The following is a 22,374-nucleotide window of genomic DNA, read 5'->3' on the forward strand; positions in this document are numbered from 1 at the left end:
TCCTCCTTTTTACATGAACGCCCAGGCTAGCAGGGCGATGATCACGAGAAGGACGACGAGCCATAACAGCCAGGACGCGCCGCTCTTCTTGGTCGGCGTGGCGGAGTCGCCATAGACTCCAACTCCAGGTTCGCGATTGTCTTCTGGCCTCATTTCCTGCTCCCGTTTCTGTCTGCGAGCGTCGGGCGATATGCCGCCAACACGTTTCCGTCCGGAAGGTTCGGCCCTACTTAATCCTTGTGGATGATTTATCCCTTCGACCCCTGGCGGTGGCGGGTGCGCGAAAGGAAGGCCAAGGAAGGCCTCTCCCGCACGTCATGCGCAAGTGTCTGCCCGCGCGTCACGCGCAGGTGTCTGGTTGTGTTCGGAAAAGGGAGAAGGGCGGGAACTCTTTGTCGTCTTGGTGGTTATGGCAGCAATGGTCCGCGCCCCGGACCTGCCCAATCTTCACGATCAGGAGACCAAGACGATGTCGCTCCCGCTTCGACCGCTGCTGGGCAGTACTGCCCTTGCCACCATGATTGCAGGCTTTTCTTCTGCCGCTCTGGCCCAGGTCCCGCCCACGACGACGTCCGAGCAGTATCAGATTCAGGTACAGACGGTGGTCGAGGGGCTGGAACATCCCTGGGGCATGGCTTTCCTGCCCGACGGCCGCTTTCTGGTGACAGAGCGTAATTCCGGCAATCTGCGCATCGGCACCCCGGAGGGACAATTGTCGGAGCCTCTTGAAGGCACACCCGAGGTCTTTCGCTTCGAAGGCGAAACCGACCGCAGCCAAGGCGGCATGTTCGACGTGGTCCTGCATCCCATGTTCGAGGAGAACCAGTTCGTCTATCTCAGCTTCGCCAAGCCTTCGGATCACGGCGCGGGGACGGCCATCATCCGGGGCCGGCTTGTCGAGGAAGGCCAGACGGCGCGGCTGGAGGATGTGGAAACCATCTTCGAGATGAACGAGGAGGACCAGGATTCCAGCGGCCTGCATTTCGGCGGGCGCATGGCCTTCAATCCCGCCGACAACACCCTATTCCTGTCGATCGGCGAGCGCCGCAATATCTCGCGCGCGCAGGATCCCGGCGACCAGGCCGGCTCGATCATCCGTGTCGCCGATGACGGCAGCGTGCCGCCGGACAACCCCTTCCTCCAGGACGAGGAAGCCGACGACAAGATCTACGCCATCGGTGTCCGCAACGTCCAGGCCCTGGCCCTCAATCCCGATACGGGGGAATTGTGGGCGGTCGATCACGGCCCCTTGGGTGGCGACGAGATCAACCGAATCGAGGCCGGCCAGAATTACGGTTGGCCTTATCTGACCTCGGGAAGCGATTATTCCGGTGCACCCATGGGCGTGGGTACCGAACATGAAGGCATGGTCTCGGCCTTTCATTCCTTCGAAGAGACCGTGGCGCCCTCGGGCTTGGCCTTCTACGAGGGGGAACCCTTCCAGGAATGGCGGGGCGACATGCTGATCGGCGCTTTGGTCGGGCAGGGTATCATGCGGGTAGCCATCTCTGGGGATCAGGTGGCCGAGGAGGAATTGATCGAGCTGGGCCGACGCATCCGTGACGTCGAGATCGCCGCCGACGGCTCCATCTGGGCGCTGACCGAGCACGAGGACGGCGAGGTGCTGCGGCTGACCCCGGCCGATGCCCCCGTGGCCGAGACCCCGTAACAGGCCGCTACGGAAGGCCGTGCCGCCCGCGCCGGGAAGGGCGTGGGCGGCAAGGTTCCACCTGAGGGTGATGGGTGATTATTTCTTGCGGCTGCCCCACATTATGATGTTGCGTCCCGAACGGGCCCTCTGCATGATCATGCCAAGACCCCGGAAGAATTGAGTGCAACGAAGCGCAAGTCCGGAGGGATGGGCAACTATGCTCATCCTAGATGTGCAGCGCAGCACATCTTAGGGAAGAGTTGAGGTTTACACCTCACGACCGGAAAGAGTTTTCATTCTGTCATAGTCCTGCTCCGCACATTCCTGCATGTGTGGCGCATGCCGGTGAATCGAAGAGACGGGAATGCCTGAGAGAATACTCGCGCTTGCCAGCAAGATTTCCGAACTGGCGACACTGAAGATCGATGAAATCCAGACGGTGACCAAGGCCAGCAATATCCTGGCATTGAATGCCCTGATCGAAGCCTCGCGGGCGGGCGAGGCCGGGCGGGGCTTCGCCGTGGTCGCCAGCGAGGTGAAGGAGATTTCGCAGCGTGTGACTGCCATTTCGCTGGATTTGCGCAAGATGTTTCAGCAGGAAGTCGTGGATTTGCAGGAGACGGCGCAGCAGGTGCGCGGGTCGCGCCTGGCCGATCTCGCCGGTTATGCCATCGAGGTGATGGACCGCAATCTCTATGAACGATCCTGCGATGTGCGCTGGTGGGCGACCGACAGCGCCATCGTCGATCTCTGTGCCCGGACGGATCAGGCCGCCGCCGATCATGCCTCGCGGCGGCTGGGCGTCATCCTGGGCGCCTATACTGTCTATCTCGACCTGTGGGTGGCCGACCGCAGCGGCCGGGTGATCGCCACCGGACGGCCCGGCCGCTATCCGCAGGCTCCCGGATGTTCGGTCGCCGGAGAGGAATGGTTCCGCCAGGCCCTGTCCAGCCGCAGCGGCAGCGAATTCTCCGTCGCCGATATCAGCCGCAATGCCCAGCTCGGCGGCCGGGCGGTCGCCACCTATGCGGCGGCGGTGCGCAGGGACGGGGCGGAGGACGGGCCGGTGATCGGCGTGCTGGGCATCTTCTTCGACTGGGAAAGCCAGGCCCGCACCATCGTCCAGTCGCTGCGCCTGACGGACGAGGAACGCCAGCGCACCCGCGCCTTGCTGGTGGACAGCCGCCACCGCGTCATCGCCGCCAGCGACAGCCAGGGATTGCTGAGCGAGGTCTATCCCTTGCGCACCGGCAATGCCTCCTCGGGTTCCTATGTCGATGACAAAGGGCATCTGGTAGGCTTTTCCCTGACGCCGGGCTATGAAACCTATCGTGGTCTGGGCTGGTATGGAGTCGTTGAACAAGCGCCCCGCTAGCGTGGAACTTCACTTGTACCCACATGTTGGCAAGTTGAAAGTCAGCACCAAGAGTGGAGAAGGTGGACATGCCTGTAGACCAACGGCCCGCCAAGCAGGGGGGGCGTCCCGTTTTTCGTCATGCCGCTGCCGCCGTCGTCCTCGGCGGCGGTTTGCTGATTTCGGGCTGTGCGCCGACGGGAACCGGGATCGGCCTCAATCTGGTGCCCGAGGAACAGGTTCAGGAGATGGGGCTGGAAGCCTGGCAGCAGATCCGGTCGGAAACGCCCGTGTCGAACAACAGGCAGTACCAGCAGACCGCGCAGCGCGTCGCCACCCGTCTTCTGCAGGCGGCGGACCGCGATCCCTCGAATTGGGAAGTGGTGGTCTTCCAAGGCCAGGAGGCCAATGCCTTCGCCTTGCCGGGCGGCAAGATCGGCGTCTATGAAGGCATGATGCAGATCGTCGGCAGCGACGACGAACTGGCCGCCGTGATCGGCCACGAAATTGCTCATAATGAACGGGACCACGCCTCGCAGCGCGTCAGTTCGCAGATGGCGACCCAGATGGGCGCCGATCTGGCCGCGTCGGCCCTGGGCGCGGCGGGCTTCGGCAATCCCCAGATCGTCGCCGGTGTGCTGGGGGCCGGGGCGCAATACGGCCTGATCCTGCCCTATTCCCGCAATCAGGAGCTGGAGGCCGACCGGCTGGGCCTGCAATACATGGCGCAGGCGGGCTACAACCCGCAAGCGGCCATCACCTTCTGGCAGAAGATGGAGCAGCAGGGCGGACGCCCGCCGGAATTCCTGTCCACTCACCCGGCGCCGGGCCAGCGTATCCAGCAATTGCAGGCCATGATGCCCGAGGCCATGGAGATCTATCGCGCCGCTACCGGCAGCTGACTCGGTTCCGAAAGGGAAGACATGCCCCAGGACAAGTCGCAGGAGCAGGGAAGCTTTTCTTCCTTCGCCGCCGTGAAGGCGGCCTATGGCCGCAATGCGGGCATCTATGACCTGGTGTTCGGAGCGGCGCTGGATCGCGGACGGCGGGCGGCCCTGCAGGCGATGGATTGCGGCCTTTCCCGCCGGGTGCTGGAAATCGGCGTCGGCACCGGCCTGTCCTTGCCCAGCTATAGCCCGCAGGCGCGGGTGGTGGGCATCGATGTCTCGCCCGAGATGCTGGTCAAGGCGCGGGAACGGGCCGAGCGCCTGAACCTGCGCCAGGTCGAGGTGCTGGCGGTCATGGACGGGCAGCGCCTGGCCTTCCGCGACGGCAGTTTCGAGGCGGTGGTCGCCATGTATGTTTTGTCGGTGACGCCCGAGCCGCGCCGCCTGCTGCGCGAGATGCGCCGCGTCTGCGCCCCGGGCGGGGAAGTCTTCATCATCAATCGCTTTTCTTCCGCCAAGAAGCTGGGGCGGCTGGTCGAGCGCATCGCCTCGCCCCTGTCTTCGGCCATCGGCTTCCGTACCACGCTCTCCCCTGAGGTGCTGGACGAACTGGACGGCATGACCCTGGCCGAACGGCGTGATATTCCGGGGTTCACCGGTACCAAGATGTTGCGTTACGTCAAGCCGGGTTGACGTCGAAGGGATAGGGTGGAAACTCATCCTTTTAACGTCTGTTTACCGGGTATGGACGCACGCCTTTTCGCCTTTTCCGTTGGTCTTGCCGCATTGTCCGCCGTTTCGACGGCGGCGGCGCAGTCGCCCGGTTGCGGCCTTCCGCCGCCGGACGCCTTGCCCGAACGCCTTGTGGTGGAGGGCGAGGAGCGGCGCCTGATCGCCGCCCTGCCGCTCGATTACCGGCCCGACCGTCCCCACCGCCTGATCGTCGCTTTTCACGGCCGCACCAATCCGGCCGAGCAGGTGCGCCGCTATTACCGCCTGGAAGGGGCCGATGACGGACGCTCCATCTTCGTCTATCCCCAGGCCCTGCGGCAGGCCGACGGCACCTTCGTCTGGCGCCTGCCCACGGATGCGGTGCTGTTCGACCGCATCGTCGAGGAATTCAGCCAGCGCTATTGCATCGCCCAGGAGGAAATCTTTGCCGTCGGCCATTCCCTGGGGGCCTCCTTCGTCAACAGCCTGGCCTGTGCACGGGGAGAGGTGCTGCGCGGGATCGCCAGCGTGGCCGGGGGCATCATGGCGGCGGAATGTTCCGGGCAGGTCGCGGCGCTGCTGCTGCACAATCCGGAAGACGAGTTGGTGCCGGTGGAGGAGGGACGCGCGGCCATCGATACCCTGCTGGACCAGAATGCCCTGCCGCCGCGCCCGGCGGGGGACTATGACAGCCCCTATGAGTGCCAGCGCTATGGCGACGAGGACGGCGCCTATCCGGTCGTCTGGTGCCTGTATGAGCAATCCCATACGCGGCAGGGGCGCTATTATCCCCATCTCTGGCCGGATGGTGCCGAACAGGCGGCGCTGGATTTCTTCGACAGCCTCGAACCGCCCCAGGCCCTGGCGGGCCAGAACTAGTCTGGCCTCTGGCGGCCGATGCTGCTAATCAGCCCCTTCGCTTGAAGGAGGCCGTCCATGTCCGATTATACCCGCTATGCCGCCATCCTGCGCTTCGTGGCCCGCAAGACGGACCAGAGCGAGGAACGCATCGCCGCCATGATGGAAGATCTGCTGAAAGCGGCCGACCAGATCGAGCAGACCGGACGCTTCACGGTGGCCCCCGACCATGCCGCCTCGACCGCGCGCGCCTTTGCCGGCGTGGCGGCGTTCCTGCAGCAGCAGATCCTGCCCGAGGCCGTGGCCCATGGCGACAAGGAGGCCGAGAACCAGATCCGCTGGACCATCTCCGCCGCCATGGACGGGGTCAATACCCTGCTGGCTGCCATGGCCGAAGATCAGACAAAAGTAATAGAGGTGGTGGTGCCGGACAATCCACAATAGAAGGGGGGTAAATATGCTGCTATCGTAAGAAGCCCCATCTGCGTTAAGCCGAACGGGGGGACTGGGTGGGGCACAGTCACGCGAGGGAGCATGTTGACACCTTCACGACCTGTCAGGGCCGATGCCACTTGGCGTCTTCTGCTCATTGCTCTGCTCAGTGCCATCAGCTTCACGATCTATACCGCCTGGAGCCTATACCAAACCCGTACGGCGCATATCGAGGACACCTTTCAGCGGAACGAAGTCCTGGCCGAACTGCTGGAAGAACAGGCGCTGAAAGTCCTGAGCGAGGCCCAGGGCGTGCTGAGATATCTCAGCGCCGAACTGACGAGCCGCGATCTCCACGATCCCTCCCTGCATCAGGAACTCCATGACTGGATGAACTATTTTCCCGACTTGTCGCAGCTTTGGGTGCTGGACCAGGATGGCCGTGTCACGGCCAGCAGCGTCACGGAAGCACCGCAAGGCTTCGACTTCTCGGCCACGGCTCTTTATCATGCCCATGCCAGGGGGGCGGATGTCTATGTCAGCGGCCTGCGCAAGGGCGCGGTGAGCGAGAGATGGCTGTTTTCGGTCAGCATGGCCGTCCGGGACGGGCAAGGCGCTTTTCGCGGCGTGGTGGTCGCTTCGGTCGAACGGGATTATTTCGAGGCCGTCTATGCCCGTCTGACCCTGGCCCCCAACGACAACATCATCATTACCAAGACCGACGGCAACGTCATTGCGCTTCGTCTTCGCGATGACGGGGATACTCCGCTGCCGTCTTTCGGCCAGACGAGACTGATTACGGAATACTTGCCGCAGGCCCCCCAGGGACGGCTACACATGACTTCGCTGCTGGATGATGAGCTCCGCCTGGGGGCGTATCGCAGCATACGCGGCTGGCCGCTGGCCGTCATCGTGACCAGCAGCAAGCAGGATGTCCTGGCCCTTTGGCGCGAGGACGCCATCAAGACGGTCAGCGCGCTTGTGATCGGTCTGTCGCTGTTGTTCCTGCTGACATGGTGGACGGCCAAGGCCATCCAGACCAAGGAAGCCGTGCTGCGGCAGCGTTCGATCCTGCTCAACGAGATCCACCACCGCGTGAAGAATAATCTGGCGATCATTCAAAGCCTGTTGATGCTGGAAGCCAGCAAGGTCGTTCCGGAGGCGAGAAGCGGCTACGAGGACAGCCTGTCGCGGGTCGAGGCCATGGCGCTGGTCCATGAGATCCTCTACCAGAGCGAAAATTTCGCCGGGCTGGACGGGGGCGACTACATCAACCGTCTCTGTACCGTGCTGGCGGCATCCACCGGGAACCGTATCACGCTGTCCGCCGATGTGGAGCCGCGGATCGTCCTGGAACTGGACCAGGCGATGCCGCTGGCCCTGCTTGTCAATGAAGCCGTTTCCAATTCTCTCAAGCATGCCTTCCCGGAACGGCAGAACGGCAGGATCGCCGTCCGTCTGCACCGCCAGGGCAGCGATATCGTCGTCGAGGTGGAGGATGACGGGATCGGCTTCTCTTCCGAGGTCCGGCAGGGCAAGAAAAGCAATCTGGGGCTGCGCCTGATCCGCAGCCTGGCGGCGCAGCTGGACGGGGCCCTGACCCTGGAGAACGTCCTTCCGGCTCAGGACAACAGACCGGCTTCCGGAGGTCTTCTCCGCCTGCGCTTTCAATCCTGCTGAATAAAAACCGGAACAGAGGGAACGAATGCGCCTTCCGACTGTTAATAAGTTGCAACAGAACGGAGGTGCATGATGAAAGGTATTCTTCTTTGGTTCCTCGGAATCCCGATTCCCATCATCATTCTGCTTTATCTGTTCGTCTTCTAGAACGCTCTTCCTTCCGACGAAATCAGGCGGAAAGTGCCGCGTTTAAGCGGCACCATCCTTTCATGCCACGTCGAAGATGTCGTCCGATGACTCATCGGGTGCCGTCGGGTCGCCGGGCGCCGTCTGCCAGCCCAGGGCGGGCAAGGCGATGACGCGGTTGCCGAAGACATCGTCCTGCGAAACGATCAGGCCGCGTTCCTCGATATAGGACAGCAGGAAACGGGCACGGTTGGCCGAACGGCTGCCGCGGGCGCGGGCGATCTCGGCATCGGAGGGGCAGGGCGCCTGGTTGCGGGCGGCGCGGGCCAGCAGCAGGAAGACGCCGTGCAGGTCCTCGGGCAGTTCGGCGGTCATGGCCACGGCCTTTTCCCATTCCGGATCGTCGCCGGTGGGTGCGGCATCGACGCCCGCCCGCGCCGTCGCCAGCTTGCGGCGGAAGGCTGCCAAGTCCAGCGCCCGGCCATTGACCCGGTAGGCGCGGCAGCGCACCAGGAAATCCTGATAGAGAACGGCGACCGAACGGAAGGTGGCATCGGGGTCGGCCAGGACCTCGCGCAGGATGTCGTCCAGGCTCGGCGGACGGTCGCTCTGCCGGGGGGGTTCCTGGAACTGTGGCGGGGCCGTGGGCGCGCTTTCTTCGCTTTCCGTTTCGACGGCGGCATCCTCGCCTTCTGACGCCGGGGCTTCGGCACGGGGTTCGGGCGTCGGGCGCGGCGGCGGGGCAGGGCGGGGGCGCGACAGTTCGGCCAGGATATCGGCGGTGGCCGAGGCCGACGGGCGCACGGCCATGGCCGGACGGGGCGGCATCTCGAATTCGCCCGGCTTCATGATCAGTTCGCGCGCATCCTCGGGCGGCGTCGTCGGCAGGGGCATCAGCTTGGGGCTGCCGGCGCGGGCCGAGGTCTGCACGCTGCCGACGCGGATGGGCAGCGGGCGGCGCGACAGGGCCGGGCCCAGCGCGACGAAATGGCCGCGCGCGAGGTCGCGGAACATCTCGGCCTGGCGGCGTTCCATCCCCAGCAGGTCGGCGGCGCGCGCCATGTCGATATCGAGGAAGGTGCGGCCCATCAGGAAATTCGAGGCCTCGGCGGCGACATTCTTGGCCAGCTTGGCCAGGCGCTGGGTGGCGATGATGCCGGCTAGGCCGCGTTTGCGGCCCCGGCACATCAAATTGGTCATGGCGCCCAGCGACACCTTGCGCGCCTCGTCCGAGACCTCGCCGGCGGCGGAGGGGGCGAAAAGCTGGGCCTCGTCCACCACCACCAGCATGGGATACCAGAACTCCCTGTCGGCATCGAACAGCCCGCCCAGGAAGGCGGCGGCATGGCGCATCTGGCGTTCCGCTTCGAGATGCTCCAGGTTCAGCACCACCGAGATGCGGTGCTGGCGCACACGGTTGGCGATCTGTTGCAGGCCGCTTTCGGTATGGGCGCTGGCATCGACCACCACATGGCCGAAGGCATCGGCCAGGGTGACGAAATCGCCCTCGGGATCAATGATGGCCTGCTGCACCCACGACGTGCTCTGTTCCACCAGTCGGCGCAGCAGATGCGATTTGCCCGAGCCGGAATTGCCCTGGACCAGCAGGCGTGTGGCCAGCAGCTCCTCGAGATCGAGCGTCGCCGGCACGCCGGCCGGTGTCGATCCCATGTCGATGCTGATCGTCATTTACATCTCCTGTCCGGTGCCTCCGTCGGCGATGCGGAAGCCCATCCTCAGATAGCGGTGAGGGTGCAAAGACGGGGGAGTCTGTTCACCACGGGCCTTCGGGTCAACCTTTTCCTCGCATCACATTTCCGCCATGCGCCGCAGCAGCGGCGCCGAGGGCCGGGAAAGGATGCGCTGCGACAGGGCCAGCCCGACCAGCGCCATGGTCGCGACCGCGATACCGGCAAGAAGCAGCGGGCCGCCCAGGGGGAAGAAACCGCTTTCCGGCATCAGGCGGACCACCACCGCATAGGCGGCAAAACTGCCCAGAAGCAGGGCCAATGCCGAGGCCGAGAGGCCGAGAAGGGCGAATTCCAGCATGCTGGCAGCGATCAGTTGACGCGGCCTCAGTCCCAGCACCTTCAGCAGCACCGCTTCGGTCAGGCGGCGGCGGTAGCTGGCGGCGAGGCTGCCGGCCAGAACCATCAAGGCGCCCAAGGCGGTCAGGGCGGAAACGGCGCTGAGGGCCGCCCCGGCCCGTTCGGCCAGGCCGCCCAGCGTGGCGATGACCGGGGCGACGCGGATCGGCGGGGATTCGGGAAAGAGGTGCAGAACCGTCTGCTCGATTGCGTCCAGGGATTCCGGCGCGGCCCAGATGGCGGCGACTTCCGTATGGGCGGGCGGCGGCTGGGGCGGCGAGAGCAGGATGGGGAAATCCAGCCCCAGGCCGGTCCAGTCCATGGCCCGCAGATTGGCGATCTGGACCCGCAGGGGGCTTCCCGACAGGTCGAGGGTCAGTTCGTCCCCCACCGACAGACCCAGCCGCCGCGCCGCCTGGGCATCCACGGAAGCCAAGGGCGGTCCGGCATAATCGGCATCCCACCACGCCCCGGCGACAAGGCGCGTCTCGGGCGGCGGATGGGCGGCCCAGGACAGGCCACGGTCGCCCCGGATCACCCAGGCGATATCGCCGGGCACCGGGCGGGCATGGACCGGCACATCGCCCAGATGGGTCACGCGGGCATGGAGGAAGGGCGCCCGCCGGACGGCCTGCACGCCTTCGACGGCGCCGACGGCTTCGTCGAAGCCTTCCGGCTGGGGCGGCAGGTTGATGAAGACCAGATCCGGCGCCTGGGCGGGCAGGGTGGCGGCCATGTGATGGGCGGCATTGGCGCGGATCATCTCCAGGGCGACCAGCAGGGTCAGGCTCAGCCCCAGGGCCATGGTCATCGGAGCCGTCGCCCCGCCGGGACGGGACAGGTTGCTCAAGGCCAGGCGCAAGGGCGGCCAGGAGGAATGCAGCATGCCCGCCAGCTTCGCCAGCCCCTTGCCCAGGGCCAGGAAGGCCAGCACCACCAGACCGGCGGCGACGGCAAAGGCCAGGGATAGGGCAGGCATCCCGCTGGCGTTGAACAGCAGGACCAGCAGCAAGGCGGCCGTCACCGTGGATAGCGCCATCATGCGGGGGCGGGAACGGGCGGCGGGGCGATCGACCACCTGGCGGAACAGGCGCTGCGGACTGATCTCGCGCAGGCGTCCCAGCGGCCAGAGGCAGAACAGCAAGGCGGTCAGCAAGCCGAAACCGGCGGCCACGGCCAGGGCATGCCATTGTATGCCCGGACTCATCCAGTCTTCCAGCCACAGGCTGGCCGCCAGCGGCACCACCGCCCCGGCCGCCAGCCCCAGCCCGATGCCCAGCAGCGCCGCGCCCAGGACCTGGGCGAGATAGACGCCCTGGACCAGCTTGGGCGGAGCGCCGAGGCTTTTCAGGATGGCAATGGTGGTGGCCTTGCGGGCGAGATGGCCGCTGGCCGCGCTGCCGATGCCGATGCCGCCGATCAGCAGTACCGTCAGCCCCACCATCATCAGCAGGGCGCGGGCGATCAGGGTGCTGCGTTCCATCCCCGGCACGCCTTGCGCCGCATCGACGATGCGCCATCCGGCATCGGGGAAACGCTCTTCCAATCCGGCGATCCAGGCCGCCGTGTCGGTGCCCGGCGGCAGGCGCAGGCGGTTGTACCAGTAGACCTGTGCGCCCGGTGCCGCGAGGCCGCTTTGTTCCAGGGCGGGAAGGCCGATCATGACCCGCGGCCCCAGCGAGAAGGCGCGCAGCGAGCGGTCGGGCTCGGCCTGGATCACCGCCCGTATCTCCGCCAGGATGCCGCCGAGGCGCAGATGGTCCCCCAGCGAGAGATCCATCCGGTTGAGCAGGGCCTGATCGACCACCGCCCCCCACAAGCCGTCGCGTTCTTCCAGGGCCGTTGCCAGGGGCGAGGCCGGATCGAGGAGGACATGGCCGTACAGGGGATAAGCCCCGTCCACGCCTTTCAGTTCCACCAGGGTCGGCTGGCTGCCATCCGAACGCCGGGCCAGCGGGCGCAGTTCCGCCGTCTCGCTATAATCTCCGGCGGCCTGGAGGAAGGCGCGTTGCTGATCGGTGGCGGGATTGTGGAACAGGCGCAAGGAGACATCGCCGCCGACACTGCTGCGTGCCCCGGTCCGAAGATCGTCCAGCACCGCCCCGGCCAGCCCGACGATGGCGGCCATCACGGCCACCCCCAGGGCAATGCCGGCCACCAGCACCCAGAAGCTACCGGGCGCGCCTCGCATGTCGCGCCGGGCCAAGGAAAGGGCGAGGGGCAGGAACCTCATTCATACTCCCGGGTGAAGGATCATCTCAGAAGAATGGGGGCTGGATCTCCCATCTCAACCCCGGCGACAGCCAGGACGGTCTAATATGACGCTCTTTCGGGGAAGAGGGAGCATCGGTTGTGCTCCCTCTGCCGACTTGGAGCGGGCGGGCGGTGTTGCGACACTTAGGTTATGGCTATAGGAGATCGGCATATGAGCACAGTTCGTCCGCGCCTGGACCTTCGTTCATTCCTCCGTCGCCCGCTGCCCGTCCTGACGGTCGGAAGCATCTTCGTCCTGACCGGCTGCTTCCTCGAACCGCTGCATTCGGCGCCCGAAGTGGTGCAGGCCGATCCCGATCTGCCGACCGCCATCACGGACGGCGAGGCGGGAACCTATTCCGTGGGCGAAGTGCAGATGACCGAGACCGGCTTGCGGGTCGAGAATGCGCTCGTGATCCCCGGCCCCGGCGGCGCGCCTTCCGTGCCGGACGGCGGGGGAATATCGGGCGGGACACCCGGCGCCGGGTCGGGCGACATGCCCTCTGGCAGTACGCCTGTGCCTGCCGCGCCCGCTCCTTCGGCGCCTGCGCCCGGCGGTGTCTGGGCCGGAGAAACGCCTGCCGGTAATGCCGGGGCGAGCGTGCGCGACGCAGGGCGGGAGGTGACCGCCGATGTCGGCATGGGTGCCGGAATCGGGGCGGGGACCGGAAGCGGCCTCTATGCAGGTATCGGCGCCGGTACGGGCCTCGTCGCCCAGGCCGGGCGTATCACCGTCACGCCGACGACTCCCAATCTTGGCCGGTGAGGCGGTCCGCCGCCGCGACTCCCTGTCCTGCCGTTACGCCCGAAAAGAAAGAGGACGCTTGCCCCATCAGTGGGAAAGGCGTCCTTTCGGCCGTTCCGCCCTTTCCAATGGTCATCAAAGCTTCACGAGAGGAGAAACCCTTCCCAGGTTATGGATTCCTGTTTTTGCAGTGCAGCATGAGGGGGAGATGACGATCCATATCGTTGGTGGACGCATCCTCAAGGGCGACGGGAGCTGGGTCGAGACCGACCTGTTTCTTCATGACGGGCGCATCGCCCGGATCGGCAGCGGCACGGGCGTGCGCGAAGTCTGGGACGCCAGCGGCCTGTTGGTCCTGCCCGGCATCGTCGATCTGCATGGCGATGCCTTCGAACGCCAGATCATGCCCAGGCCCGGCGTGTCCTTTCCGCTGGATCTGGCCCTGCTCGAATCCGACCGGCAGATGGCGGCCAACGGCATCACCACGGCCTATCACGGACTGACCTGGTCATGGGAACCGGGGCTGCGGGGGCGCGAGGTGGCCTTCGCCTTTCTCGACACGCTGGAAAGCCTGAACGGGCGGCTGAGCTGCGACACAAGGGTGCATCTGCGCCACGAGATCTACAATCTGGATGCGGTGGTGGACATCCTGGCCTGGGTGGCGGCGGGACGTATCCATCTGCTGGCCTTCAACGACCACCTGCCGGAATTCATGGCCAAGGTGGAACGGCCGGACAGCCTTGCCAGCTATGCCGCCCGGGCGGGAACCACGACGGCCGATTTCGCCGCCCTGGTCGGGGAGGTCCGGCAGCGCGCCGAACGGGTGCCGGAAAGCGTGGAGATGCTGGCCCAGGCCGCCCGCATGGCCGGTCTTCCCATGGCTTCCCACGACGATGACAGCGCCGAGATCCGCAGCTGGTACAGCGGCCTGGGCTGCCGGATCTGCGAATTCCCGGTGACCGAGGAAGCCGCGCGCTGCGCCCGCAGCTTGGGCGACGTGACGGTCATGGGGGCGCCCAATGTGCTGCGTGGCGGCAGCCATGTCGGGCGGCTGGATGCCGCCGCCATCGCCGGGCAGGGATTATGCGGCATCCTGACCTCGGATTACTTCTATCCGGCACTGCTGGCCGCCCCTTTTCGCCTGATGACCTCGGGCCGTTTCTCCCTGGCGGCGGCCTGGGCGACGGTTTCCAGCAATCCCGCTCGCGCGGCGGGGCTGAAGGACCGGGGCGTCATCGAGGTCGGACGGCGTGCCGACATCCTGCTGGTCGATGCCGCCGATCCCGCCTTGCCGCGCGTGGTGGCGACGGTGGTCGCGGGGCGGCCCGTCCATGTCAGCGAGGCATGGAGACTGCGGGTCTGAAAATTGGTAATACCAGCTTCGCGCCGGAGGATTTTCCCGCTAGAATTGCCCGATGATCGGATACATCACGCTCCTGCTGGTTTGCCAGCTCGCCGGTGAGGTGCTGGCGCGCCTTCTCGGCCTGCCGCTGCCCGGACCTGTCCTGGGCATGGTCATTCTGTTCGTCGGCCTGATGCTGCGGGGCCATGTCCCCGAAGGGCTGGACGGCACCGCCCGCGGCCTGCTCAACAACCTGTCGCTGCTTTTCGTTCCGGCCGGTGTGGGCGTCATGCTGCATCTGCCGCTGGTGATGCGGGAATGGCTGCCCCTGTCGGCGGCCCTGATCGGCAGTACCGTCATCACCATCGCCGTCACCGCCCTGATCATGCGCTGGCTGACGCCCCGGAACGGAGGGCGCGGGTAATGGGCGAGCTTCACGAGATCTGGGTCTATCTGGCGACCTCGCCCCTGTTGGGCCTGACCGTGACCCTGCTGGCCTATCAGCTGGGCATGTGGTTGTGGGAAAAGGCCGGGCGTTCGCCGCTGGTCAATCCGGTGCTGGTGGCGATGCTGGTCCTGGTCGGGCTGCTGCTGGTGACGGATACCGATTACGCCACCTATTTCGAGGGCGCGCAATTCGTCCACTTCCTGCTCGGCCCGGCGACGGTTGCCCTGGCCATTCCTCTCTATCGCCAGTTCCATGCCCTGAAACGGTCGATCCTGGCCGTGGCCGTCGCCCTGGTGGCCGGTTCGCTGACGGCGGCGGCCAGCGCGGTGGGGATCGCCTGGGTCCTGGGCGCCTCGGACCGGACCCTGCTGTCGCTGGCTCCGAAATCGGCCACCAGCCCGATCGCCATGGGTGTGGCCGAACAGGTAGGCGGCCTGCCGTCCCTGACGGCGGCCCTGGTCATCCTGACCGGCATCGTCGGCGCGGTCATCGGTTCCGCCGTTCTCGATCTGATACGGGTCAAGGAATGGCCGGCACGCGGTTTCGCCATGGGCCTGGCCTCGCACGGCATCGGCACCGCCCGCGCCCTTCAATGCCACGAGGTGGCCGGTGCCTTCGCCGGTCTCGCCATGGGACTGAACGGCTTGGCGACGGCGATCCTGGTGCCGGTGCTGGTGACGCTGCTGTTCTAGCAGTCTGCGGAAAAACTCCTGTTTTCATCGTCATTCCCGCGTAAGCGGGAATCCATGCTGCCGCAGCATCGGACTTGAGCGGTTCGCATCTCCATAAGCTCCCACATGGACCCCCGCTTTCGCGGGGGTGACGAGACGATGCGGGGCATTTTCAGCAGCCGGCGATCAATTGCCGTTCAGGCCAGCGCGGAGCCGCGCGCCTCGGCCAGCAGCCAGTTGCGCAGGGCGGTGAAGGCCGGGCGGGTCGCGGTGGTGGCGGGATAGACCAGCCAATAGGCGCCGGCCTCGCTGCGGGCGCCGGGGCCGAAGGGCGCCACCAGCCGTCCGGATTCGAGATAGGAGCGGGCCAGCAGGTCGGTGTCGTCCAAGGCCACGCCCAGCCCCTGCGCCGCCGCGTCCAGGGCCAGGGTCGAGCGGTCGAAGCGCGGGCCGCGATGGCTCGCCACCCCGTCCACGCCATTGGCCTGGAGCCAGGCGGACCAACTCAGCAGCTTGTTGTCGTTATGGATCAGGGTGTGGAAGCGCAAGTCCTCGGGCTTCTCCAGGGGATGTTCGCCCTTCAGCAGGGCCGGGCTGCAAAGCGGGGCGATGCTGACGCGCAGCAATTCGTCGGCTTGCAGGGCTGGCCAGTCGCCCGCGCCGTACAGGATCGCGGCATCCAGCCCGTGGTCGAAATCGGCGGGCCGCACCTGCGAGGTCACGCGCAGGTCGATGCTGGGATGGGATTTGACGAAGCTGCCCAGGCGCGGCGCCAGCCAGACATTGGCGAAGCTGGTCACCGCCCCCAGGGTCAGGGTTTCGATCTCGCTTTCGCCTTGCAGCTTCAGTGTCGCCTCGGCGATCTGCTGGAAAGCGCTTCGGACCGTCCGCAGATAGGCCCGCCCGGCTTCCGTCAGGGTCAGGCCCCGCCGCCCGCGCTGGAACAGGGCCACCCCCAGATGCTCCTCCAGGGTGCGGATCTGGTGGCTGATGGCCGAGGGCGTGAGATGCAGTTCCTCGGCGGCCTTGGCGAAGCTTTCATGCCGCCCGGCGGATTCGAAGATGCGCAGTGCGTTGAGCGGGGGAAGCCTGCGGAGCGGCATTTGTTTTCCTCACCTTTCTCCGGGGTGTTGGCGTCACTATGACACGAGAAGCGAGGAGTCCAAACCCCGTTGCAGCAGCATGTAGAGGCCGGTGCCGCCGAAAATGCTGAGCAGGGCGTTGCGCCGCCAAAGATGCAGCAGGGCGGTGGCGGCGATGCCCCCGACATGGGCCAGCCAGGGCAGCGCCGCCGCCTCCACGCCGCGCAGGCTGGCGAGAACCAGGATCAGCATGATCGCGGTCGGCAGCAGGCGGCCCAGGATGGCGATGGCCTTGTTGTCCTTCAGCAGCGCCATGAAGGGAAAGGGCAAGGCGCGTAGGGCGAAAGTGACGGCCCCCGTGGCGAGGATCGCCGCCAGCACATATCCCGTGTCCATCAGGCTCGCCTCCCCAGGGTCAGCAGGATCACGGCGGCGATGCCGATGGCTCCCACCAGGAACTGGCCCGGCAGCAGCAGCCAGGCCAGGGCCGCGCCCGCCAGTCCGGCGAGGAAGGGCAGGTTCGAGCGGACGGCGCGGCCCTGTTCCAGGCACAGCACCACGAACAGCGCGGTCAGGGCGAAATCCAGCCCCGTCACGTCCTGGCTGACCGAAAGGCCGAGCAGGGCGCCGAGGGTGGAACCGGCCACCCACCAAGCCTGGTTGATGGCGGCGACCATGACCTTGAAGCGGCCGCTCGTTCCGCCCTCGCGCGCGGTCAGCAGGGAATAGGTCTCGTCGGTCAGGGCATGGATGAAATAGACCTTGCCCAGGCGGCTGCGCGGCAGGTTGCTGTGCAGGGACAGGCCGTAGAAGACATGGCGCAGATTGACCAGGGCGACGGCCAGGGCGATCTCCCAGATCGGCAGTCCTTGCCCGAGCATGGGTACCGACATGAATTGCGCCGCACCGGCATAGAGGACGATGCTCATGACCGGCGCCAGGAACCAGTCGGCCCCGGCCTTCTGGAAGATGAATCCGAAGGTGACGGCCAGGGGCATGTATCCCATGGCGACCGGTATCGTTGCCTTGAAGGCTTCTGAAAGACTTTCCTTCACGTTTCGCTCCTGCTGGGAGGCGGATGTTAGGAGAAGGGGCAAGCCTCTGTCGAGCCTGACGGATTTCCCTTACACTCGCCGCGCTTCCAGTGGGGGAAACCGCGTGAACATCATCTTCTTCGTGCTTGTGGCCGTTGCCTTCGTCGTTGCCGCCTGGCGCCATGTCCAATTCACCGGCGAGGGCGCGACGCCGATGGAGCAGCTCGCCCAGGGCGTCATCCAAAGCGCCGACAGTTCGGTGACGCTGGCCTTGGGCCTGATCGGCGTGATGACGCTGTTCCTGGGGCTGATGAAGGTGGCCGAGGCCGGTGGGTTGCTGGTCATCGTCGCCCGCACCGTGCGGCCGCTGATGCAGCGCCTGTTCCCCGATGTGCCGCCCGACCATCCGGCCATGGGGGCGATGATCATGAACATGTCGGCCAATGTGCTGGGGCTGGGCAATGCCGCCACGCCGTTCGGCATCCGCGCCATGCAGGAACTGGACAGCCTGAACCGCCAGAAGGGCACGGCCAGCAATGCCATGATCCTGTTCCTGGCGATCAACACGTCTTCGGTGACCCTGCTGCCCACCGGCGTCATCGCCCTGCGTGCCGCCGCAGGTTCCACCGATCCGGCGGGGATCGTGCCGACGACGCTGTTCGCCACCATCGTCTCGACCACGGTGGCCATCTGCATGGCCAAGCTGCTGCAACGCCGCTCGCCCATGCCGGTGGTGGAGGCGCAGGCGGAGGAGGAAGCCCAGGCCCCGGACCAGGCCAAGCCCGCCAGCGACCAGCCGGTGGCCGATGAATCGGTCAATGCCTATCCGCTATGGGTTTCCGTGCTGGTGCTGGGCGGCATCGCCGCTTTGGTGCCGCTGACGGTGATGTGGGGCCGCCAGATCGCGCCCTGGATCATTCCCGGCCTGGTGGTCGCCCTGCTGGGCTTCGGGATGATGCGCGGCGTGCGCATCTATGAAGCCTTCGTCGAAGGTGCCAAGGATGGTTTCCAGGTGGCGGTGCGCATCATTCCCTATCTGGTCGCCATCCTGACCGCCGTCGGCATGTTCCGCGCCAGCGGTGCCATGGACATGGTGATCGTGCCGCTGGGCCGGGTGACGGAGCTGATCGGCCTGCCCGCCGAGGCCCTGCCCATGGCGCTTTTGCGTCCGCTTTCCGGTTCGGGCGCCTATGGCATCCTGGCCGCCGTCATCAACGATCCCGCCATCGGGCCGGATTCCTATGCCGGTTATCTGGTCAGCACCCTGCAAGGCTCGACGGAAACCACCTTCTACGTGCTGGCCGTCTATTTCGGTGCAATCAATGTCCGCCGCCTGCGCCACGCCATCCCCACCGCCCTGTCCGCCGACATCGCCGGGGTGGCCGCCGCCGTCTTCATCTGTGCCCTGCTCTACGGAGGGCTGGCGTAATAGGCGAGGGGATATGCGGGCGGGCAGCCCATATTCTCCCTAGCAGATCCTCGGCAATTGATCCCCCGCCAGCCAGTCCACCACGCGCGCGCCGCCGAAGGCGGTTTCCATCTGGACGAAATGGTGGTCGTCCTCGACCACATGGCCGATGATGGCGGCGTCCCGCCCCAAGGGATGGGCGCGCATCGCGCTGAGCAGGGTTTCGGCTTGAGCTGGATCGCAGATGGCGATCAGCTTGCCTTCATTGGCGACGTGAAGCGGGTCCAGGCCCAGCAATTCGCAGGCGCCGCGCACGGCCTCCTTCACCGGGATGGCGGCTTCGCGCAGCACCATGCCGACACCGGATTGGCGGGCGATCTCGTTCAAGGTGGCGGCGAGGCCGCCGCGCGTGGGGTCGCGCAGGACGTTGATGCCGCTGGGGCAGGCGTCGAGCATGGCGGCGACCAGGCCGTGCAGGGCGGCGGAATCCGACTGGATTTCCGTCTCGAATCCCAGGCTGGCGCGCTGGGACATGACGGCGACGCCATGATCGCCCAGGCTGCCGGAAATCAGCAGGGCATCGCCGGGCCGGGCGCGGTCGCCCGAGATCGCCATGCCTTCGGGCAGGACGCCGATACCGGCGGTGTTGATGAACACGCCGTCGCCCTTGCCGCGCTCGACCACCTTGGTATCGCCCGTCACCACCGGCACACCGGCTTCCTTGGACGCCTTGGCCATGCTCTGGACGATGCGGGCGAGGTCGGCCAAGGCAAAGCCTTCCTCGATGATGAAGCCTGCCGAGAGATAGAGCGGCCTGGCGCCTGCCATGGCGACGTCGTTGATGGTGCCATGCACCGCCAGCGAGCCGATATCGCCGCCGGGGAAGAATAGCGGCGAGATGACATAGGAATCGGTGCTCATGACCATGCGCCCAGGCGGCACGGCGAAGGCCGCCTGATCATTGCCCTGGCGCAGCAGATCGTTGTCGAAGGCGGCGAGGAACATTTCCTCGACCAGTTGCGCCATGGCCCGGCCCCCGGCGCCGTGGGAGAGGTCGATGCGGCCTGTTTTCAGGTCCAGCGGGCGGGGGAAGTCCTTGCGGGTGATCTTCATGCCGGCTGCTTGTCCTTCTTCTTTTGGGCATCGCGGAAGCGGCCATAGGTCCAGTGGGCGGCGCAGGCGCCTTCGGCGGATACCATGCAGGACCCCATGGGATTTTCCGGCGTGCAGATCGTGCCGAACAGCCTGCAATCGGCGGGCTTCTTGACGCCGCGCAGGATGGCGCCGCATTCGCAGGCCTTGTTGTCGGCCACCGGCAGGGTGGCGATGTCGAACAGCTTTTCCGCATCCCAGGCGGCGAATTCGTCGCGGATGCGCAGGGCGGAATGGGGAACCATCCCCAGGCCGCGCCATTCGAAGCTGTCGCGCAGCTCAAAGATCTCGGCCACCAGCGCCTGGGCCTTCTCGTTGCCCGCGCGGGTAACGGCACGGGAGAACTGGTTTTCCACCGCAAACCGGCCCGCATTGATCTGACGCACCAGCATCAGCACCGCCTGCATCACGTCCAGCGGTTCGAATCCGGCAATGACCACCGGCTTCCGGTAATGGGCGGCGGCGGATTCGTAGGGGCGCGAGCCGATGATCGTGCTGACATGGGCGGGGCCGATGAAGCCGTCCAGCCTTTCCGAGCCGTCGGCGCTGTCCAGGATGGCCTGGATGGCGGGCGGCGTCAGGACATGGTTGCAGAAGACGCTGAAATTCTTCAACTCCAGCGCCCGTGCCTGTTTCAGGGCCACGGCGGTCGGCGGCGTGGTGGTCTCGAAGCCGATGGCGAAGAAGATCACATGCCGGTCGGGATTGTCCCGGGCCAGCTTCAGCGCATCCAGCGTGGACCAGACCATGCGGATATCCGCCCCTTCCGCCTTGGCCTTCAGCAGCGACAGGCGGTTCGAGCCCGGCACGCGCATCATGTCGCCATAGGTGCACAGGATCACGCCGGGGCGGCGGGCAAGGTCGATGGCATTGTCGATGCGCCCTACCGGCAGTACGCAGACCGGGCAGCCCGGCCCGTGGATCATCCGCACATTCCCGGGCAGCAGGTCCTCGATGCCGTAGCGCGAGATGGCATGGGTATGGCCGCCGCAGAATTCCATCAGGTGATAACGGCGTTCCGGCGCGGCTTCGGCGTGGATGGCGGCGGCCAGCCTGCGGGCCAGGACGCCGTCGCGGAATTCGTCGACATATTTCATTCCGCCACCGCCGGGGCGGATGCCGCCATTTCCTCGAACAAGGCCAGGGTCTTCGCGGCTTCCTCGGGGTCGAGCTTGGACAGGGCATAGCCGACATGGACGATGACGTAATCGCCCGGCCGCACATCCTCGACCAGGGCCAGCGAGATTTCCTTCATCACGCCACCAAGTTCCACCCTGGCGGTATCATCGGGCAGGACGTCCTTTACCAGGGCCGGCAGGGCCAGACACATTGCGGTCACTCCTTGATATGCGGGCACCGCCCGATCACTGATTTATCTCCTGTATGGCGATCCAGGCTTGCCCCAGGCTCAGGCCCTGGTCTCCCGGCAGGATCGTCCGGCAGGTCAGTGGCTCGATAGCGTGTTCCCGCAGATGCGCCGTCAGCAGGCCGGAGAGGACACGGTTGAAGAAGCATCCGCCGCCCAGGGCGACGCGGTGCAGCCCGGTTTCCTCGGCGGCTTGGGCGACCCAATCGGCCAGGGCCAGCGCCAGCGTGCCGTGGAAGAGGTTGGCGCCGCGTGCCGCATCCTTGCAATGCGACAGATGATCGAGCAATGGCAGCAGGTCGAGCACGCCGTCCCTTAGGCCATAGCCGCCCGGCAGGATTTCCGGGGCCGTCGCCATGGCCTCCAGCGCCATGGGCGCCTGGCCCTCGAATTCGGCGACGGGATGGACGTCCAGAAGCCCGCAGGCGGCGTCGAACAGGCGTCCGGCGGAGGAGGAGGGCGGGCAGTTCAGGCCCTGGTCGAGGAGGTGCCCCAGCAGGGCCGACGCCTTATGATCGGTGAAGCGGAAGGGAATTTCCGCGCCGCGCCCCATCCGGTGCAGGGCGGCGGCGGCCATGCGCCAGGGTTCGCGCGCGGCGATGTCGCCACCGGGCTGGGCGAGCAAAGCGAGATGGCCAAGGCGGCGGTAGCCGGAGCCTTCGACCAGCAGCAATTCGCCACCCCAGGATTCATTGCCCGGTCCCAGGCCGAAACCGTCCAGCGACAGGCCCAGCAAGGGGGCGTCCAGCCCGTGTTCCGCCGCGATGGCGGTGGCATGGGCGTGGTGGTGCTGGACGGCGAAGGCCGGAATCCCCAAGCCCTGGGCGAAGCGGGTGGAATGGAAATCCGGGTGCAGGTCGTGGGCAACGGCCATCGGCTCGACCTCCAGCCCGGCGCAGAGGGCCTGGACCATTGCCTCGAACCGGCGGCAGGCATCGGCGCTGTCCAGGTCGCCGATGACGGGGGAGAGATAGGCCTTGTCGCCGCGCGTCACGCAGATGGTGTTCTTCAGGAAGGCGCCGACGGCCAGCACGCTCGGCCCCGGGCGGGGCAGGGGGATGACGATCTGGTAGGGCTGCGCCGTCAC

General features: G+C 66.3%; 21 protein-coding genes and 1 pseudogene. 12 read left to right on the forward strand and 10 right to left on the reverse strand.

Annotated elements, in window-relative coordinates; all coding sequences use genetic code 11:
- Positions 1 to 9: 9 nt before the first annotated feature.
- Complete coding sequence (locus EPD66_RS24040; protein WP_185961338.1) at positions 10 to 153, reverse strand: hypothetical protein; 144 nt, start codon at positions 151 to 153, stop codon at positions 10 to 12.
- A 316-nt stretch (positions 154 to 469) separates the two neighbouring features.
- Between EPD66_RS24040 and EPD66_RS09810 the strand changes: the two genes are divergently transcribed.
- The 7 genes and pseudogenes from EPD66_RS09810 (at position 470) to EPD66_RS09840 (ending at position 7,573) form a co-directional block, all read left to right on the forward strand.
- Complete coding sequence (locus EPD66_RS09810; protein ID WP_185961339.1) at positions 470 to 1,669, forward strand: PQQ-dependent sugar dehydrogenase; 1,200 nt, start codon at positions 470 to 472, stop codon at positions 1,667 to 1,669.
- A 346-nt stretch (positions 1,670 to 2,015) separates the two neighbouring features.
- A pseudogene (locus EPD66_RS24810) lies at positions 2,016 to 2,273 on the forward strand (methyl-accepting chemotaxis protein); the annotation flags it as partial.
- Between the two features lie 821 nt (positions 2,274 to 3,094).
- Entirely contained in the window at positions 3,095 to 3,907 is an 813-nt protein-coding gene (locus EPD66_RS09820; protein ID WP_142848320.1) for a M48 family metallopeptidase, read from the forward strand.
- Between the two features lie 21 nt (positions 3,908 to 3,928).
- Complete coding sequence (locus EPD66_RS09825) at positions 3,929 to 4,585, forward strand: class I SAM-dependent methyltransferase (protein ID WP_142848321.1); 657 nt, start codon at positions 3,929 to 3,931, stop codon at positions 4,583 to 4,585.
- Between the two features lie 51 nt (positions 4,586 to 4,636).
- Positions 4,637 to 5,482, forward strand: a complete 846-nt coding sequence (locus EPD66_RS09830; RefSeq protein ID WP_142848322.1) for a PHB depolymerase family esterase — start codon at positions 4,637 to 4,639, stop codon at positions 5,480 to 5,482.
- Between the two features lie 57 nt (positions 5,483 to 5,539).
- Positions 5,540 to 5,905 carry a hypothetical protein gene (locus tag EPD66_RS09835; protein WP_142848323.1) on the forward strand — a complete coding sequence of 122 codons (366 nt, stop codon included), beginning with the start codon at positions 5,540 to 5,542 and terminating at the stop codon, positions 5,903 to 5,905.
- A 90-nt stretch (positions 5,906 to 5,995) separates the two neighbouring features.
- The gene (locus EPD66_RS09840; protein WP_142848324.1) at positions 5,996 to 7,573 is read left to right on the forward strand and encodes a sensor histidine kinase; all 1,578 of its coding nucleotides are present in this window, start codon (positions 5,996 to 5,998) and stop codon (positions 7,571 to 7,573) included.
- Positions 7,574 to 7,780: 207 nt separating this feature from the next.
- On the opposite strand, the gene EPD66_RS09845 is transcribed toward EPD66_RS09840, so the two are convergent.
- Positions 7,781 to 9,388 (reverse strand): ATP-binding protein, encoded by a 1,608-nt coding sequence (locus EPD66_RS09845; RefSeq protein ID WP_142848325.1) that lies wholly within the window; start codon positions 9,386 to 9,388, stop codon positions 7,781 to 7,783.
- 120 nt (positions 9,389 to 9,508) lie between these two features.
- The gene (locus EPD66_RS09850; protein ID WP_142848326.1) at positions 9,509 to 12,019 is read right to left on the reverse strand and encodes an ABC transporter permease; all 2,511 of its coding nucleotides are present in this window, start codon (positions 12,017 to 12,019) and stop codon (positions 9,509 to 9,511) included.
- A 192-nt stretch (positions 12,020 to 12,211) separates the two neighbouring features.
- Between EPD66_RS09850 and EPD66_RS09855 the strand changes: the two genes are divergently transcribed.
- Genes EPD66_RS09855 through EPD66_RS09870 form a run of 4 tightly spaced genes read left to right on the forward strand, consistent with a single transcriptional unit; the run spans position 12,212 to position 15,266 of the window.
- Positions 12,212 to 12,805 carry a hypothetical protein gene (locus tag EPD66_RS09855; RefSeq protein ID WP_142848327.1) on the forward strand — a complete coding sequence of 198 codons (594 nt, stop codon included), beginning with the start codon at positions 12,212 to 12,214 and terminating at the stop codon, positions 12,803 to 12,805.
- Positions 12,720 to 14,147 carry an alpha-D-ribose 1-methylphosphonate 5-triphosphate diphosphatase gene (locus EPD66_RS09860; RefSeq protein WP_142848328.1) on the forward strand — a complete coding sequence of 476 codons (1,428 nt, stop codon included), beginning with the start codon at positions 12,720 to 12,722 and terminating at the stop codon, positions 14,145 to 14,147. Before EPD66_RS09855 ends, EPD66_RS09860 begins: the two co-directional genes overlap by 86 nt.
- A gap of 52 nt (positions 14,148 to 14,199) precedes the next feature.
- Positions 14,200 to 14,550, forward strand: a complete 351-nt coding sequence (locus EPD66_RS09865) for a CidA/LrgA family protein (protein WP_142848329.1) — start codon at positions 14,200 to 14,202, stop codon at positions 14,548 to 14,550.
- Positions 14,550 to 15,266, forward strand: a complete 717-nt coding sequence (locus EPD66_RS09870) for an LrgB family protein (RefSeq protein ID WP_142848330.1) — start codon at positions 14,550 to 14,552, stop codon at positions 15,264 to 15,266. Before EPD66_RS09865 ends, EPD66_RS09870 begins: the two co-directional genes overlap by 1 nt.
- Positions 15,267 to 15,442: 176 nt before the next feature.
- On the opposite strand, the gene gcvA is transcribed toward EPD66_RS09870, so the two are convergent.
- Genes gcvA through EPD66_RS09885 form a run of 3 tightly spaced genes read right to left on the reverse strand, consistent with a single transcriptional unit; the run spans position 15,443 to position 17,382 of the window.
- Complete coding sequence (gene gcvA / locus EPD66_RS09875; RefSeq protein ID WP_142848331.1) at positions 15,443 to 16,348, reverse strand: transcriptional regulator GcvA; 906 nt, start codon at positions 16,346 to 16,348, stop codon at positions 15,443 to 15,445.
- A 36-nt stretch (positions 16,349 to 16,384) separates the two neighbouring features.
- Positions 16,385 to 16,723 carry a branched-chain amino acid transporter permease gene (locus EPD66_RS09880; RefSeq protein WP_221930945.1) on the reverse strand — a complete coding sequence of 113 codons (339 nt, stop codon included), beginning with the start codon at positions 16,721 to 16,723 and terminating at the stop codon, positions 16,385 to 16,387.
- A complete protein-coding gene (locus tag EPD66_RS09885; protein ID WP_142848332.1) occupies positions 16,723 to 17,382 on the reverse strand; it encodes an AzlC family ABC transporter permease in 660 nt (219 codons plus the stop codon). Before EPD66_RS09885 ends, EPD66_RS09880 begins: the two co-directional genes overlap by 1 nt.
- Positions 17,383 to 17,485: 103 nt before the next feature.
- Between EPD66_RS09885 and EPD66_RS09890 the strand changes: the two genes are divergently transcribed.
- On the forward strand, positions 17,486 to 18,790 hold the full coding sequence (locus EPD66_RS09890) for a nucleoside recognition domain-containing protein (RefSeq protein WP_142848333.1): 1,305 nt from the start codon (positions 17,486 to 17,488) through the stop codon (positions 18,788 to 18,790).
- Between the two features lie 39 nt (positions 18,791 to 18,829).
- On the opposite strand, the gene hypE is transcribed toward EPD66_RS09890, so the two are convergent.
- Genes hypE through EPD66_RS09910 form a run of 4 tightly spaced genes read right to left on the reverse strand, consistent with a single transcriptional unit; the run spans position 18,830 to position 22,374 of the window.
- The gene (hypE, locus tag EPD66_RS09895; RefSeq protein WP_142848334.1) at positions 18,830 to 19,882 is read right to left on the reverse strand and encodes a hydrogenase expression/formation protein HypE; all 1,053 of its coding nucleotides are present in this window, start codon (positions 19,880 to 19,882) and stop codon (positions 18,830 to 18,832) included.
- Entirely contained in the window at positions 19,879 to 21,018 is a 1,140-nt protein-coding gene (hypD, locus tag EPD66_RS09900) for a hydrogenase formation protein HypD (protein ID WP_142848335.1), read from the reverse strand. Before hypD ends, hypE begins: the two co-directional genes overlap by 4 nt.
- The gene (locus tag EPD66_RS09905) at positions 21,015 to 21,251 is read right to left on the reverse strand and encodes a HypC/HybG/HupF family hydrogenase formation chaperone (protein WP_142848336.1); all 237 of its coding nucleotides are present in this window, start codon (positions 21,249 to 21,251) and stop codon (positions 21,015 to 21,017) included. Before EPD66_RS09905 ends, hypD begins: the two co-directional genes overlap by 4 nt.
- 34 nt (positions 21,252 to 21,285) lie before the next feature.
- Entirely contained in the window at positions 21,286 to 22,374 is a 1,089-nt protein-coding gene (locus EPD66_RS09910; RefSeq protein ID WP_142848337.1) for a hydrogenase maturation protein HypF, read from the reverse strand.

The sequence above is a fragment of the Telmatospirillum sp. J64-1 genome (genome assembly GCF_006980715.1).
In the GTDB taxonomy this organism is placed as follows: Bacteria; Pseudomonadota; Alphaproteobacteria; order Rhodospirillales; family Magnetospirillaceae; genus Oleiliquidispirillum; species Oleiliquidispirillum nitrogeniifigens.